General features: G+C 72.1%; 10 protein-coding genes and 1 pseudogene. 3 read left to right on the plus strand and 8 right to left on the minus strand.

Going from position 1 to position 15,166, the window contains the following annotated elements; all coding sequences use genetic code 11:
* Positions 1 to 23: 23 nt before the first annotated feature.
* The 6 genes and pseudogenes from ACTWPW_RS00150 to mraZ form a co-directional block, all read right to left on the minus strand.
* Positions 24 to 1,241, minus strand: a pseudogene (locus ACTWPW_RS00150) (UDP-N-acetylmuramoyl-tripeptide--D-alanyl-D-alanine ligase); the annotation flags it as partial.
* A complete protein-coding gene (locus ACTWPW_RS00155; RefSeq protein WP_375109261.1) occupies positions 1,241 to 2,770 on the minus strand; it encodes a UDP-N-acetylmuramoyl-L-alanyl-D-glutamate--2,6-diaminopimelate ligase in 1,530 nt (509 codons plus the stop codon). The gene ACTWPW_RS00155 and the pseudogene ACTWPW_RS00150, both read right to left, overlap by 1 nt.
* Before the next feature lie 40 nt (positions 2,771 to 2,810).
* Positions 2,811 to 5,606 (minus strand): penicillin-binding transpeptidase domain-containing protein, encoded by a 2,796-nt coding sequence (locus ACTWPW_RS00160; protein ID WP_443167544.1) that lies wholly within the window; start codon positions 5,604 to 5,606, stop codon positions 2,811 to 2,813.
* Positions 5,603 to 6,346 (minus strand): hypothetical protein, encoded by a 744-nt coding sequence (locus tag ACTWPW_RS00165; protein WP_443167545.1) that lies wholly within the window; start codon positions 6,344 to 6,346, stop codon positions 5,603 to 5,605. Before ACTWPW_RS00165 ends, ACTWPW_RS00160 begins: the two co-directional genes overlap by 4 nt.
* Positions 6,336 to 7,301, minus strand: a complete 966-nt coding sequence (rsmH, locus tag ACTWPW_RS00170; protein ID WP_375109258.1) for a 16S rRNA (cytosine(1402)-N(4))-methyltransferase RsmH — start codon at positions 7,299 to 7,301, stop codon at positions 6,336 to 6,338. The genes ACTWPW_RS00165 and rsmH overlap by 11 nt, the downstream gene beginning before the upstream one ends.
* A 220-nt stretch (positions 7,302 to 7,521) precedes the next feature.
* Positions 7,522 to 7,953, minus strand: a complete 432-nt coding sequence (gene mraZ / locus ACTWPW_RS00175; protein ID WP_138693897.1) for a division/cell wall cluster transcriptional repressor MraZ — start codon at positions 7,951 to 7,953, stop codon at positions 7,522 to 7,524.
* A gap of 396 nt (positions 7,954 to 8,349) precedes the next feature.
* Here mraZ and ACTWPW_RS00180 point away from each other — a divergent pair, with 396 nt between their 5' ends.
* The 3 genes from ACTWPW_RS00180 (at position 8,350) to ACTWPW_RS00190 (ending at position 13,170) form a co-directional block, all read left to right on the plus strand.
* Positions 8,350 to 9,399, plus strand: coding sequence for an AAA family ATPase (locus tag ACTWPW_RS00180; protein WP_375109257.1), 1,050 nt, complete (start codon positions 8,350 to 8,352; stop codon positions 9,397 to 9,399).
* A gap of 88 nt (positions 9,400 to 9,487) precedes the next feature.
* Positions 9,488 to 10,750, plus strand: coding sequence for a DUF58 domain-containing protein (locus tag ACTWPW_RS00185; protein WP_375109256.1), 1,263 nt, complete (start codon positions 9,488 to 9,490; stop codon positions 10,748 to 10,750).
* A complete protein-coding gene (locus ACTWPW_RS00190; RefSeq protein WP_375109255.1) occupies positions 10,747 to 13,170 on the plus strand; it encodes a transglutaminase family protein in 2,424 nt (807 codons plus the stop codon). Before ACTWPW_RS00185 ends, ACTWPW_RS00190 begins: the two co-directional genes overlap by 4 nt.
* Positions 13,171 to 13,238: 68 nt before the next feature.
* On the opposite strand, the gene ACTWPW_RS00195 is transcribed toward ACTWPW_RS00190, so the two are convergent.
* Together ACTWPW_RS00195 and dinB are read right to left on the minus strand one after the other, a co-directional pair.
* Positions 13,239 to 13,640, minus strand: coding sequence for a DUF3040 domain-containing protein (locus ACTWPW_RS00195; RefSeq protein WP_364118411.1), 402 nt, complete (start codon positions 13,638 to 13,640; stop codon positions 13,239 to 13,241).
* 230 nt (positions 13,641 to 13,870) lie between these two features.
* Complete coding sequence (gene dinB / locus ACTWPW_RS00200) at positions 13,871 to 15,112, minus strand: DNA polymerase IV (protein ID WP_443167546.1); 1,242 nt, start codon at positions 15,110 to 15,112, stop codon at positions 13,871 to 13,873.
* Between the last annotated feature and the right edge of the window lie 54 nt (positions 15,113 to 15,166).

Below are 15,166 nucleotides of genomic sequence, written 5' to 3' on the forward strand. Positions count from 1 at the left end.
GCTGTCTGCTGGGCGGCCGCGTGGGCGCCCTCCAGCACCGGCCCGGCGTCCGGCCCGGCCACGATCAGCCCCGCCAGCCCCGCCCCGCCGGCCAGCCGGCCGAGCTCGGCGTTGAGCGCGGGACCGTCCTCGCCCAGCTCCCGCAGCGCCGCGATGACCGCGAAGCGCCGCCGCCCCTTCCCGAGCACCTCGAACGCCTCGAACGCCGCCCGCATGGAGTCGGGGTTGGCGTTGTAGGCGTCGTTGACCACCGTCACCCCGTCGGCCCGGTCCGTGACCTCCATCCGCCACCGGCTGCGCGGCGTGGCCTCCGACAGCTCCTCGGCGATGGTGGCCACCGGCAGGCCCAGCTCGTAACCGGCCGCCGCGGCGGCCAGCGCGTTCTCGACCGCGTGCGCGCCGTACAGCTGCAGCGACACGTGCGCGGCCCCGGACGGGGTGCGCAGCGTGAAGGAGGCGCGCCCGCGGGCGTCCACGACGACGCCCTCGGCCCGGATGGCCGCGGACTCGCCGCGCCCGAAGTAGGTGACCCGCGCGTCGGTGCGCGAGGCCATCCCCCGCACCAGCGGGTCGTCGGCGTTGAGCACGGCCACGCCGGAGCGCGGCAGGGCCTCCACCAGCTCGCCCTTGGCCTTGGCGATGGCCTCCTTGCCGCCGAACACGCCCAGGTGCGCGGTGCCGACGTTGAGCACCACGCCGATCTGCGGCGGCGCGATGCGGGTCAGGTCCTTGATGTGGCCGATGTTGCGCGCGGCCAGCTCCAGCACCATGAAGCGGGTGTCGAGGTCGGCCCGCAGCACGGTCAGCGGGTGGCCGAGCTCGTTGTTGAAGCTGCCGACGGGCGCGATGGTGGACCCGATCCGCCCGGTGAGCCGGGCCAGCAGGTCCTTGGTGCTGGTCTTGCCCGCGGAACCGGTCACGCCGATCACGGTGGCCTTGGACAGGGTGCGGGCCTGGGCGGCGGCCAGCTCGGCGAGCGCGGCCGCGGTGTCGGGAACGATCACCGCCGGCCCCTCGACCGGCCGGCTGGCCAGCACGGCGACGGCTCCGGCCCGGATGGCCTGCGCGGCGAAGTCGTGACCATCGACCCGCGCGCCCCTGATGGCGACGAACAGGGATCCCGGTTCAACGGCCCGCGAGTCGATCACGACGGGTCCGCGCACCACCGCGCGGGGATCGGCCATGCCCGACAGGGCGCCCGAGGTTATCTCGGCGATCCTGGCCAGAGGCAACGGGATCATTAGTGCTTCCTGCTTTCCTTGCGTGCGTCGATCGCTCCGGCGACCACTTCGCGGTCGTCGAAGGGGATCACCTCGCCTGAAACGTACTGGCCCTGCTCGTGGCCTTTCCCGGCCACCACGACCACGTCGCCGCGCCCGGCCCGGGCGATCGCCAGGCCGATGGCGGCCGCGCGGTCGGGCTCAATGATCACATGAGCGCGGTCGTGCTGCGGAACGCGGAGCGCCCCCTCCATCATCGTCGCGAGGATGGCCAGCGGATCCTCCGAGCGCGGGTTGTCGCTCGTGAAGATCGCCACATCTGCCAGCTCAGCGGAGATTTCGCCCATAATAGGCCGTTTGCCCTTGTCGCGGTCGCCGCCGCAGCCGAGCACGATCGTCAGCGTCCCGGCCGTGACCGACCGCAGCGAGCGCAGCACCGACTCCACGGCGCCCGGCTTGTGCGAGTAGTCCACGACCGCCTGGAACTCGTCCTCGGCCGCCGTGACGCGCTGCATGCGCCCCGGCACGCCGGTCAGCGTGCCCACGCCGTGCACGGCCGTGTGCAGCGGCACCCCGGCCTCGACCAGCGTCACGATGGCACCGAGCGCGTTGGCGACGTTGAACGGGCCCGGCAGCGAGATCTGCGCGTCGGCCTCCACCCCGCCCGGCCCGACCACCCGGAACGCGCTGCCGTCGGCCCCGAGCCGGGCGTCCACCGCCCGCCACTCGGCCTCCGGGTCGCCCAGCGCCGAGAACGTGGTCATCGGCACCTTCGCCAGGCCGATCAGCTCGCGCCCGTAACGATCGTCGATGTTGGTCACGCCCTGGCGGCTCAGCTCCGGCTGGAACAGCTTCGCCTTGGTCGCGAAGTAGTCCTCGAAGTCCTTGTGGAAGTCGAGGTGGTCCTGGGAGAGGTTGGTGAACAGGGCGACGTCGTAGTAGACGCCGTCGATCCTGCCGAGCGCGAGCGCGTGGCTGGAGACCTCCATGGCGGCCGCGGTGACGCCCTCCTCGCGCATGAGCGCGAACAGGCCGTGCAGCTCCGAAGCCTCCGGCGTGGTGAGCGTCGGCTGGAAGCGCAGGTCTCCGGCGTGGATCTCGACACCGCCCACCAGGCCCGCCCGGTGCCCGGCGGCCCGCAGGCCCGCCTCGAGCATGAACGAGGTGGTGGACTTGCCGCTGGTGCCGGTGACGCCGAGGATCTGGATGTCGTGGGCCGGCTGGCCGTACACCCAGGAGGAGATCGGCCCGAGCAGGGCGCGCGGGTCGGGCACGATGAGCACGGGCAGGCCGGTGGCGACGGCCGCGTCGCGGCCGGCTCTGTCGGTGAGGACGGCCACGGCACCGCTCGCCATCGCGTCGGCGGCGAAGGTGGCGCCGTGGACCCGGTTGCCGGGCAGCGCGACGTACAGGTCTCCGCGCCTGACGTTACGGGAGTCGATGGTGACGCCGGTCAGGGCGGCGTGGGGCGACCGTGCCGTGCCTGAATCGGCGTCGAGCATGGTCGCGAGCCCGGTCAGCGGGCGAGGCGGGCTGGTCGTGGGACGCATAGACGACGGGGGACGCACGGCGAGAGCGTACCTTCCCTGGTCACTGTCCCGCGCGCACACGCACCGACGGCGCGGCGGAGCCTGTGGGAGGAATCTTCTTGCTCTTGATGGCGAACGTCATCACATCCTTGAACACGGGGGCCGCCAGTTGCCCGCCGAAGTGGCCGTTCTTCGGGTTCTGCAGCACCGAGAGCACCACCAGCCGCGGCTGGTCGGCCGGCGCGAACCCGACGAACGAGGCCGTGTAACCGTCGTAACGGCCGAGCTCGGCATCGTAGCGGTTGGCCGTGCCCGTCTTGCCCGCCACCCGGTATCCGTCGATGGCGGCGAGCTGGCCGGTGCCTTCCTCGCCCACCGCGCTCTCCAGCATCGTCGAGATCTCCCTGGCCGTCGTCTCACTCACCACTCTGGTCTGCTTACCTGCGGGAGCCGGAACGAACCTGCCGGTCGCGTCCGTCGTGCCCGCCACGATCTGCGGCTCTATCTTGACGCCGCCGTTGGCGATGGTCTGGTAGACGCTGGCCATCTGCAGCGCGGTCACCGAGACGCCCTGCCCGTAGGCGACCGTGCAGTTCTGGCTGCCGGACCACTTCCGGTAGTCGGGCAGCAGGCCGGCCTCGGCGCTGGGCACGCCGCCGCCCGGCGTGCTGCCGAAGCCGAACGCCTTCAGCATCCGGTGCAGCCGCTCGCTGCCGATCTCGCGCGCCGCCATGACCGTGGCCACGTTGCTGGACTGCGCCATGGCCTGCCGGAACGTCATCGACTCCACCTTGTGCGCGTGGGCGTCACGCAGCACCTGGTCGGCGCACCTGATCCGGTCGGGCACCTGGTAGACCGTGTCGGGCGTCACCGCGCGGGCCTCCAGCGCCGCGGCGGCGGTGATGACCTTGTTCGTGCTGCCGGGCTCGAAGACGTCGGCGGCGGCCTTGTTCACGTAGCTGGACTCCGGGGCCTTGCGCCAGTTGTTCAGGTCGAGCTCGGGGGCGTTGGCCATGGCCACGATCTGCGCCGTGCGCACGTCCATGACGATCACCGTGCCGCTGTCGGCCCCGGACTTCTGGACCTGCTCGCCGATCGACTTCTGGGCGGCCCACTGGATGTCGCGGTCGATCGTCAGGCGTACGTCCTGGCCGTCGACCGGCGCGGTGCGCTGGCTGCTGGTCATCGGGATGCGCTGGCCGTCGCGGCCGGTCTCGACGCGCTGCTCGCCGTCGCGGCCGGCCAGGAGCGAGTTCTTCGCCTGCTCCATGCCGCCCAGGCCCTTGCCCTCGTCGCCGACGAACCCGATGAGGCTGCCCGCCAGGTCGCCCGCCGGGTAGAGCCGGCGGTAGGTCTTCTTGGCCGACAGCGCGGGCACGCGGGCCTGCATGAGGCGGCTGGCCACGACGGGGTCCACGTCTCTGGCCAGCAGCTGGTAGTGGGTGCCCGTCCTGGCCAGCTTCGCGGCGATCTCCTGCTCGGTCTTGCCGAGCTGCTGGGCCAGGATCGCGGCCGCCTTCGCGCGTACGGAGGCGGGGACCTTGGTCGGGTCGATCGAGACCTCGCGGGCCTCCACGGTGACGGCCAGCTCGTGGCCGTTGGCGTCGGTGATCGAGCCGCGCTTGGCCGGGATCTCCTCGGTGTGCTGGCGCTGGTCGGCGGCCGCGGCCTCGTACACCTTGGAGTCGAGCCCCTGCATCTGGATCAGCCGTCCGGCGAAGATCGACAGGATGAAGGTCATGCCGATCAGGCCGATGTTGATGCGCCTGCGCGGGCTGCCCAGCCGCAGCACCAGCGGCGGCCTGGGCGGGCGCGGCGGCGTGGGGGGCCGGCGCGGCCCCCTGGGCGGCGGTACGTCCCCGCCGCGGCGCGCCGCCGTCCGCTCGCGGTCCCGCGCCGGCTCCTGCCGGGAGCCTCCCGCGGGCGGCCGGCCCGCAGGGGTACGGCGCGCGGGCCCCTCCTCCTGCCGGCTCCGCCGCCGGGGATCGTCGGCGCCGCCCCGTCCGCTGTCAGGGCGCTGCCTGCCGCCCCGCTCGGCCGCCTCGGCCCGATCGCGCGAACGCTCCTCACGCCCCTGCACGCGCCCTCTGAGCCGATCATCGTCCGCCCGCCCCTGGGAGCCCCGCCCCCTGAGCCGGTCGGCGTCGTCGCGTCCCTGGGACGCGCGCCCCCTCGGCCGCTCGTCCCCGTCACGCTCGGGATGGGCCCGGCCTCTCGGCCGGTCGCCCTCGTCACGCTCGGGGCGGGTGCGCCCGCGCAGGCGCTCGCTCTCGTCACGGGTACGCCGGCGGCCCCCGTCACCGTCCTCGCCCCGCGACCGCGCACCGGGCCGGTCGTCCCGCGAGCGGCCGCGAGCCCCGTCGTCGCGCGGCCGCGCCCGCGAACCGTCGTCCCGTGAGCGCCCGTCCTCGCGGGAGGTGTCGTCACGCGACCGGGAGCGCCCGTCGCCGCGGGTGCGCCCGCGCGGGCCCTCCCCGCTGTCACGCCCGCTGTCACGCCCGCTGTCACGCTCGCCGTCCCGTGCCCGGTCGCCGTCGCCCTCCCGCTCGCCCCGGCGCGACCGCCCGCGGCCCTCGTCCCCGGGTTCCCGCGGGGGCCGGTCGCGCGAGTCGTCGCGCCCGAACGGCTCGTGCCCGAACGGCAGGTCGAGCGGATCGGGGGACGGGGGTCGCGGCCGGCGCGGCGGGTTCTCCGGCGACGCCGGGCGGCCCGCCCCCTCAGAACGGGCAGAGCCCCCTTGGCGCCCTGCCCGTCCCGGCCCGCCCGGCGTACGACGAGCGGCGCCTGGCCCTCCCTGAGAGCCGGCGCCGCCAGCGCCACGGCCGGGGCCCTGCCCCCTGCCGCCTGAGTCACTCACCGTTCCGTGTCCACCTGGCTGGCCTGGTCACCGGCACTGCTCCAGCTGTTGACGGTGTCCCAGTCGGTGTGCTGGCCCTGCTTCTCGGCCCGGTCGGCGATGACGCCCGGCTGCGTCTTGAGCTGGTATTGCTGGTTGATCTTCTCGTTCTCCTGCTTCGCCACCGCGATCTCCTCGCGCAGCGTCGCGTCGGTGATGGCGTCCTGGGCGAGCATGGTGTTGAGCAGCAGCAGGCTGACCAGGCCGCCACAGAGCAGCCCGACGACGAGCAGCACGAACGGCGCCCGCTGCCGGCGCGCGGGACGGCGCCGCGACGCGGGACGGGCCGTCGCGGCCTCGGCCCGCGTACGCCCGCCGACCGGCCGCTTGCCCGGCGCCTCGGGACGCGTCCGCTCGACAGCAGGCGCCTTGCCGGCCGCGGCACGCGCCCGCTCGGCCACCGGCGCCTTGCCGCCGGCGGCGCGCACGCGCTCGGCGGCCGGCGCCCCGGCCTCACCCGCGCGCACGCGCTCGGTGGCGGGCGCCTTGGCGGCGGCGTCGGCGCGCACGCCGGCGGGCCGCCTGCCGGCGGCTTCGGCACGTTCCCGCTCGGCGGCCGATCGCTTGGCGTCGGCCTCGGGGCGCGCGTCAGGACGGGGACGCGGCTTGGGCTGGTGCGCCGTCGCCGACCGCCGCGTGCCCGTCTTGGGCACGGCGCGGCGAGCGGGCGTGCCCTTGCCGGTCTCCTGCTCAGTCGTCAACACGGATCCTCTCTGCCGCCCGTAGCCGGGCCGAGGCCGCCCGCGGGTTGCGGGCGAGCTCTTCATCGCTTGGGAGCTCTGCTCCCCTCGTCAGCAGGCGGAACCTCGGCTGGTGAGCCGGCAGCGGGACGGGCAGCCCGGGGGGGCTGGTGTCCCTGGTTCGCGCCGTGAGGGCCTGCTTGGTGAGCCGGTCCTCGAGTGAGTGGTAGGAGAGCACGACGACTCGCCCACCGAGCACCAGCGCGTCGAGTGCCGCGGGAAGAGCCGCCTCCAGGGCGGACAGCTCCGCGTTCACCTCGATGCGCAGGGCCTGGAAAGTCCTCTTGGCGGGGTTTCCCCCGGTGCGCCGGGTCGCGGCGGGGATCGCCTCGCGAACGATGTCCGCCAGCCGCTTAGTAGACGTTATTGGCTCTTTGGCCCGTTCTTTAGTGATCAGGCCCGCGACACGCGGGGCGAATCTCTCCTCGCCGTAATCCCGAAGGATGCGCGTCAGCTCCGCGGTGGGGTAGGTGTTGACCACCTGCTCCGCCGTCAGCTCCTGCGAGGTGTCCATGCGCATGTCGAGCGGCGCGTCATAGGAATAGGCGAACCCGCGCTCGGCCTCGTCGAGCTGCGGCGAGGACACCCCGAGGTCGAACAGCGCCCCGTCGATCGCGGTGTGCCCCGCGCGCTCGAGCACCTCCGCCAGATCGCCGGAGGAGGCGTGGACCAGCGTGGTCCGCTCCGCGTACGGGCTGAGCCTGCGGGTCGAGAAGTCGATCGCGAAAGGGTCGCGGTCGATCCCGATCAGGTGCAGCGCCGGATGGGCGGCGAGCAGGGCCTCCGAGTGACCGCCGAGGCCGAGGTTGGCGTCGACGACGACGGGAGCCGGCCCGGAGAGCGCGGGGCCGAGAAGCTCCAGAACGCGCTCGAGCATCACCGGAACGTGACCGCCCGTGCCATCGTTGTCCTGCATCTCCAACCCCCCTCTCGCGTCCTTGCTCGCGGATGACGCGTCATCGATCGATCGTCGGTCATTCCTGGGTCCCCACCCGGCGCCGCCCGGCCAGGTCCCCATCCGCACCCTCTTCGTGGACGCCCGCCATCTGACACCGGGGAAGGTGCATCAGCTGGCGGACAGTGGTTGCGGGTGGAGACCTCGCCGAACGACATCACCGACGGATCGACCGTGGTCACTACAAGATTCCTGGCAGCACCTCCTCCGACAGATCGGCGAACGCCTGCTCCTGTGCGCTGAGATAGGTGTCCCAGGCCTGTGCGTCCCAGATCTCCAGCCGGGTGTTGGCCCCGATGACGACGCAGTCACGTTCCAGACCCGCGTACTGACGAAGGGTCTGCGGGATCGTGATGCGTCCCTGCTTGTCTGGTTTCTCGTCGGACGCGCTGGCGAAGAAGACGCGGCTGTAGTCACGCACCGCCTTGGCGGTGACCGGGGCGGTGCTGAGAGCCTCGGTAATGCGCTGGAACTCCTCCACGGGAAAGACGTAGAGGCATCGCTCCTGGCCTTTGGTGATCACAAGACCCTCCGCCAGCTCCTCACGGTACTTAGCCGGCAGGAACAGCCGTCCCTTGTCGTCCAGACGCGGTTGATGGGTGCCGAGGAACATCGGCCCCACCTCCCGTGCCTCGTGAAGCGCTCAGCGCTGGTGCACCGGGCTCTCCACTGCGCACCACCATACTCCACTTCTCCCCACCGTCAACTGATTCGAACCGTCTTCATCATCGGTTTCCGTTGCGTTACCGCAGGTCAGAGCCATGGGGTGGGGTGGGGGGCGGTGAGCGGCCGGTCAACCCTCATGGGCGTGTCGAGGGTTCAAAAGGCCGCGGAAATAGGGGCGGCAGGGGTTGGGGTAGCCCGGCGTGGAGGAAAGTGGAGCGCTCGGCGCCCCCTCTGTCACCAGATTCGCACTGCTATGGGACAAGAACACCAACATCACCAGGGTTCCCTGGAATATCCACAAATGTCGCTGAAGAACCCGCAGCGTCGTAGGGTCGTACAGACAATGGAAAAGGAATGGCATGGCTCCCGCAATGGCACCGTACGGGACAGCCGTCGCACTTCTCATGGAGGCCTGGTGGCAGTAACCCATGACGTCCCTCCCCAGCTCGACGAGCTGGTCTCCACCGCCCACCGGATTCGGCAGGCCATCGAATCGGTGATCGAGGGCAAGAGCGACGCCGTCCGCCTCACTCTGACCGTCCTGCTCGCCGAAGGGCACCTCCTGATCGAGGACGTGCCCGGGGTCGGCAAGACGATGCTGGCCAAGGCACTCGCCCGCTCCATCGACTGCCCGGTCCGCCGGGTGCAGTTCACCCCCGACCTGTTGCCCAGCGACATCACCGGGGTGAGCGCGTACAACCAGCAGACCCGGGAATTCGAGTTCAAACCCGGACCGGTGTTCGCCAACATCGTGGTGGGTGACGAGATCAACCGTGCCTCCCCCAAGACGCAGTCCGCATTGCTGGAGTGCATGGAGGAGCATCAGGTGACCGTGGACGGGAGGACTTATCAGCTCGACGCCCCGTTCATGGTGATCGCCACCCAGAACCCCATCGAGATGGAGGGCACCTATCCGCTGCCGGAGGCGCAGCGCGACCGCTTCACCGCGCGGGTGGCGATGGGTTACCCGGAGCCGTCGGCCGAGCTGGAGATGCTCGACGTGCACGGGGGCACCTCCCCGCTCGACAAGCTGGAGCCGGTGGCGACGACGGCGGAGGTGCGCGCCCTGATCGAGGCCGTACGCGGCGTCTACGTCTCCCAGGCGGTCAAGAAGTACGCCATCGACCTGGTCGTGGCCACCCGCCACTCCCCCGACCTGCGGCTGGGCGCCTCCCCGAGGTCCACGCTGCAGCTCGTACGGGCCGCCAGGGCGCACGCGGCGCTGGCCGGTCGCGACTACGTCATCCCCGACGACCTGCAGGACCTGGCCATCCCCGTCCTGGCGCACCGGCTGCTGCCCAGCGTCGAGGCCCAGGGCCAGCGCCGCCTGCCCGAGCAGGTGGTGACCGATCTGGTCAGGCGCGTCCCGGTGCCGGAGACGCGGGGCCGTTGATGGATGCGCAGCGCAGCGAGGACCTCCGCCGACGGGGTGGGGTCGGGCAGGCACGGCCGGACGCGCGGCACATGTTGATCGAGGTGCGGTGAGGGCGGGGCTGCGGGCGCTGACCTCCAGGGGGAGGTCGTTCCTCGCGTCCGGGATCGCGGCGCTGCTGATGGCCCTCATCCTGGGCGAGAACGACCTGTTCAGGATCGGCGTCCTGGTGACGACGCTGCCGCTGCTGGCGGCCATGGTCGTGGCGCGGACCCGCTACCGGCTGAGCTGCGCCAGGCGGCTGGACCCGCCCAGGGCCGAGGTGGGCGGCGAGGCCACCGTGACCCTGCGGCTGGAGAACGTGACCAGGCTGCCCACCGGCCTGCTGCTCATCGAGGACACCGTGCCGTACGCGCTGGGCGTGCGGCCCAGGTTCGTGCTCGACCGGGTCGAGTCGCGCGGCGTGCGGGAGATCGACTACCGGGTGCGCTCGGACCTGCGCGGCCGCTACACCATCGGGCCGCTGTCCATCCGCATCGCCGACCCGTTCGGGCTGGTGGAGCTGACCCGCTCGTTCACGATCAGCGACACGCTGGTGGTGACGCCGCAGGTGGCGGCGCTGCCCCACGTACGGCTGTCGGGCGAGTGGACGGGCGGCGGCGACAGCCGTACCAGGAGCGTGGCCGCGGCCGGCGACGACGACGTGGCCCCGCGCGAATACCGGCAGGGCGACGACCTGCGGCGGGTTCACTGGCGTTCGACGGCCCGCCACGGCGAGCTGATGGTGCGCCGCGAGGAGCAGCAGTGGCAGAGCCGCGGCGCCCTCCTCCTCGACACCCGCAGGCACGCCCACCGCGGCGAGGGGCCGCGCTCGTCGTTCGAGGTGGCGGTCTCGGCCGCGGCCTCGATCGGGGTGCACCTCGCCCACGAGGGTCTCGGCCTGCGACTGGTGACCGACCAGGGCGCCGAGCACCTGACCGACACCGGCCTGAGCTACTCGCTGCTCGACACCCTCGCCGTGGTGCGGCACAGCCCGGCCCGCACCCTGGAGATGGGCGTGTCGGCGCTGCGCCAGGGCGGCGGTGACGGGCTGATCGTGGCGGTGCTCGGCGCGCTCGACGCGGAGGAGGCGAGGGAGCTGGCCCGGCTGCGGCACAGCGGCATCACCGGCGTGGCCGTCCTGCTCGACGTGAGCACGTGGGAGGGCGGCGACCGGGCGGCCGCGGAGGATCATCAGGCGGTGCAGACCGTCCTGGCCGGGTACGGCTGGCGCATCGTACGGCTGCCCGCGGGCACCTCGATCGCCTCGGTCTGGCAGGACGCCGCCAACCGCGGCAGGTACGCGGTCGGCCCCGCGGGAGGAGCGGCATGAGACTGACGATCGCCTCGGGAGTGGCCGCGTTCACCGCGGCCATCCTGCTCTACCCGCTCTTCCAGGGCGGGACCTGGTTCTGGACCTCGCTGGGGGCCGTGCTGGCCGTGGTCGCCGCGGGGCTGCTGAGCAGCCGGCTGACGCTGCCCGCGTGGGCGGCGCCGCTGCTGGGCGTGGCCGCGGCGTGGATCTACCTGACCGCGGCCTTCGCCGCCGACAAGGCGTGGGCGCTGCTGGTGCCGACGAAGGCGTCGGTGGTGGAGCTGGCCAGGCTGCTGGGCGTCGGCTGGGCCGACATCCAGCGGTTCGCGGCGCCCGTACCGGAGACGGAGGGCATCACGCTGCTGACCGCCGGCGGCGTGGCGCTCATCGCGATCGCCGTGGACCTGCTCGCCGCACGCGCGCGGCGGGCGGCGCTGGCCGGGCTGCCGCTGCTGGCGCTGGCCACCGTCCCGGCGACGATCCTGGCCGACCCGATCAGCTGGCCGGCCTTCATCGTGGCCGCGCTCGGCTTCGTCGGCCTGCTGATCGCCGACGGGCGGGAGCGGGTGGGCCACTGGGGCCGGGCGGTGCTGGTGCGCCGCACCCGCGCGGCCACCTCCCCCGCGCCGGGCGGCTCGGCGGACACGCACGGCCTGCGGCTGTCGGGCAAGCGCATCGGGTTCGCCGCGATCGCGCTGGCCGTGCTGCTGCCGGCGGCGCTGCCCGCGATGGAGCCGGTGTCGTTCTTCACCTTCGGCGTGGGCGGCCGGGGCTCGGGGCCGGGCAACTCCATCAGCATCCCGAACCCGATCGCCAACCTGAAGGGCCAGCTGGAGCTGCCCGAGCGGCGGACGGTCCTGACCTACACCAACAACGACAACAAGCCCCGCTACCTGCGCATCTACGCGCTGGACACGTTCGACGGCCAGCAGTTCGGCATGACGCAGCCGAAGGGCGCGCCGCAGAACAGGACGGAGAACGGCCCGCTGCCCCCGCCGCCCGGCCTCGGCGCGGACGCGAAGGTCACCAACGTCGTCACGAACATCCAGATCAGCGACGAGATCGCGCGGCTGCGGTTCCTGCCGCTGCCGTACCCGCCCACGCAGATCCGGGTGGACGGCGACTGGCGGGCCGACGTGGACACGCTGATGGTCTTCTCCACCCGTGAGGAGGCCGCGGGCATCGAGTACCAGGTGGCCACGAGCGAGCCGGCGCCGACGGCGGACGACCTCGACTCCCTCGACTCCACGCAGGGGGCGCCGGACCAGCGCTTCCTCCAGGTGCCGGACAACCTGCCGCCCGACATCAGGGAGCTGGCGCTCAGGGAGACCGCGGACGCCACGACGACCTACGACGCGGCGCTGAAACTGCAGGAGTTCTTCACCCAGGACGGCCGCTTCACCTATGACCTGCGTACGCAGGGGCACAGCAACTCGGCGCTGCGGGACTTCCTGATCCGTGACCGGGTGGGCTACTGCGAGCAGTTCGCCGCGTCGATGGCGGTGCTGGCCAGGCTGGTGGGCATCCCGTCGCGGGTGGCGATCGGCTACACGGGCGGCACGCAGGTGGGCGACCGGTGGGAGGTCAGCACGAGCGACTCCCACTCCTGGCCGGAGCTGTACTTCGAGGGCGTGGGCTGGCTGCCGTTCGAGCCGACCCCGTCGGGGGCGGCCGGGCAGGGCAGCGCCCGGGTGCCGACGTACGCGCAGCCCAGGCCGGAGGCGACGCAGCGGGCCACGACGCCGACGCCCGGGGCGACCAGCAGCTCCTCCGCCGACGATCCGCAGGACCCGACGGCGCGCCGCAACCCGCGCGAGGTCGACCGCGAGGGCACGGTCGCGGCCGGCGGGCTGCCGCCGGACGACTCGATGCCGCTGATGGGCAAGCTCGGCATCGGGGCGGGGGCGCTGCTCCTCGTCCTGCTGATCCCCGCCGGGGTGCGGCTGGTCACCAGGAACCGGCGCGTACGCGGCCTCGGCTTCAAGGTGGCGCAGCCCTCCGACGAGCTGACGGCGAGAATGATGTCGAGCCGGGGCCACACTTCGGTGGCGGCCGCGTGGGCGGAGCTGGACGACGTGCTGTACGACTACGGCATGGCCCGGGAGCCGAGCGAGACCCCGCGGGCGCTGGCCGGGCGGCTGACCCAGCAGTACGAGTTCGACGCCGACTCGGCGGCGGCCATCGCGACCATCGCCTCGGCGGTCGAGCGGGTGCTGTTCGCCAGGGAGCCCGGGCGGATCGGGCCCATGAAAAAGGACCTGCGCAAGGTGCGGCAGGCCCTGGCGGCCACGGTGTCACGCGGAAGGCGGCTGCGCGCGGTGCTGCTGCCCCCGTCGACACTGCGGCGGCTGCGGGTCGTGGGCGAGCGGCTGCTCGACGGATTCGACCTGCTGGAGAACATCAGGTTGCGGCGGACGGCAGCCCAGAAGGGCTCCTGACCCCGACCGGCAGACCTGATCGTGCGGCCGTCCCCCGAGGGGGCGGCCGCACCTCTGTGTCTGCCGGGCTAGCGCTCGTCGTGACGACGGCGCCAGCGCTCTTCCATGCGTTCCATGAAACTGCCCCGGTTGCCCCGGCGGGCCTGCTTGCCCGGAGGAACGGCCGTGCCTGAGGCGGCGGTGGCGGCGTCACCGAACCCATTCATTTTTTTCCAGCTGGACAAGCCCCACAGACACGCGGCGAGCATGACCACGAAACCGCCGACGCCGAGCGGGATCAGACTCATGACCACGCCGACCATCATGATGACGACGCCGAGGGCAAAGCCGATGGAGGCCTTGACCAGGCGACGCTTGTAATGGCTGCGTGGGTCACTGATCCTTACGGTGTTGGCCCACTTCGGGTCCTCGGCGTAGAGGGCCTGCTCGATCTGGTCGAGCAAGCGCTGCTCGTGCTCAGAGAGCGGCACGGCGCCTCCCAAGGACGGCCCCAGGACGGGGAAGACGGCAACGGACGACACGGGGTGTCCGAACCTCGCGGTCGGTTATCCCCAGAATACGAGGCTGTAGACGTAGGCGAAAGCAAACGTCCAACGCAGACCAAACCGGAGGTGACGTCATGGCTCTATTGTGGCCCATCTCGCCCCCCTTCCCCCAAAATCCTGACACGGACGCCCCCACCAAGTATGGACATCGAACGTCATGTCTCTATTTCATCAAGCTTGCCACGTACGAGCGACGCCGGGAGCACCGCATCGGGCCCGAATCTCCGGATCGCCTTGTCCATGGCCTGCTCCGCCTCGCGCCACCCGGTCTCCCGCTCGCCGAGACTGAGCTGACGGGTGGCCTCGCCGGCCGGCCGCAGGTTCTCCATCCGCACCCCCACCAGGCGCAACCGCACCCGCTGGAGACCGGCCGCCTCGAACAGGTCGCAGGCGGTGGCGTAAATCACCTGGGCCACGTCGGTCGGCTCGCGCAGCGTGCGCGAGCGGTTGATCGTGGTGAAATCGGCTCGGCGTAGCTTCACACTTACAGTTCTTCCCACGTGACCGGCCTTACGCATCCGGGCGGCCACCCGCTCCGACAACCGCAGCAGCTCCCGCTTGATCGCCTCGGGATCGTCCACGTCCACCGCGAACGTCTCCTCGTTGCCGATGCTCTTGTCGGGCACGTGCGGGGTCACCGACCGCTCGTCGCGCCCCCAGGCCAGCCCCGCCAGATGGGCGCCCACGGCCTGCCCCAGCTCCCGCTGGAGCGTGCTGGGCGGCACTCTGGCGAGATCTCCCACCGTGCGGATGCCCAGGCGTACGAGGGATTCCTCGGTGCGCTCGCCGACGCCCCACAGGGCCGACACGGGCAGCGGGTGGAGGAACTCCACGACCTGGTCGGCGGGCACCACCAGCAGCCCGTCGGGCTTGCACTGCTTGGAGGCGAGTTTTGCGATGAATTTGCTGCTGGCCACGCCCACGGAACAGGTGATGCCGTAGCGGTCGAGGACCTGCTCCCTGATCATGGCGGCCACGGCGGCGGGCGGGCCGAGCCGGCGTCTGGCCCCGCCGACGTCGAGGAAGGCCTCGTCGGAGGCGATGGGCTCCACGAGCGGGGTGATCGTGTGGAAGATCTCCATGACGCCCTTGGAGACCTCGGAGTATTTGCCGTGGCTGGGCGGGATGATCGTGGCCTGCGGGCAGAGCCTGCGGGCCCTGCTCATCGGCATCGCCGAGTGCACGCCCTGGGCCCTGGCCTCGTAGGTGGCGCTGAGCACGACGCCGCGCCCGGCGGGCGAGCCCACGATCACCGGACGGCCCCGCAGCTCGGGCCGCTCGAGCAGCTCGACGCTGGCGTAGAACGCGTCCATGTCGACATGGAGGATCGGGCAGCCGCTGTCATCGACCCCGGTCCGCGGAGCGGGGCCGATGCCGGTGATCTGCTTGCGAGACACGCCGTCGATTCTATCCGAACAGACGTTCTATACCGAGGGGAGCGGTCATCGAAT

Origin of the sequence: Nonomuraea sp. KM90, from assembly GCF_052246675.1 — a bacterium.
Classification (GTDB): Bacteria; Actinomycetota; Actinomycetes; order Streptosporangiales; family Streptosporangiaceae; genus Nonomuraea.

Coding starts and splice junctions, on each gene's coding strand:
- ACTWPW_RS00155 (WP_375109261.1), bottom strand. CDS start 2,770: ATGCGTCCCACGACCAGCCCGCCTCGCCCGCTGACCGGGCTCGCGACC.
- rsmH (WP_375109258.1), bottom strand. CDS start 7,301: ATGCAGGACAACGATGGCACGGGCGGTCACGTTCCGGTGATGCTCGAG.
- mraZ (WP_138693897.1), bottom strand. CDS start 7,953: ATGTTCCTCGGCACCCATCAACCGCGTCTGGACGACAAGGGACGGCTG.
- ACTWPW_RS00180 (WP_375109257.1), top strand. CDS start 8,350: ATGGAAAAGGAATGGCATGGCTCCCGCAATGGCACCGTACGGGACAGC.
- ACTWPW_RS00190 (WP_375109255.1), top strand. CDS start 10,747: ATGAGACTGACGATCGCCTCGGGAGTGGCCGCGTTCACCGCGGCCATC.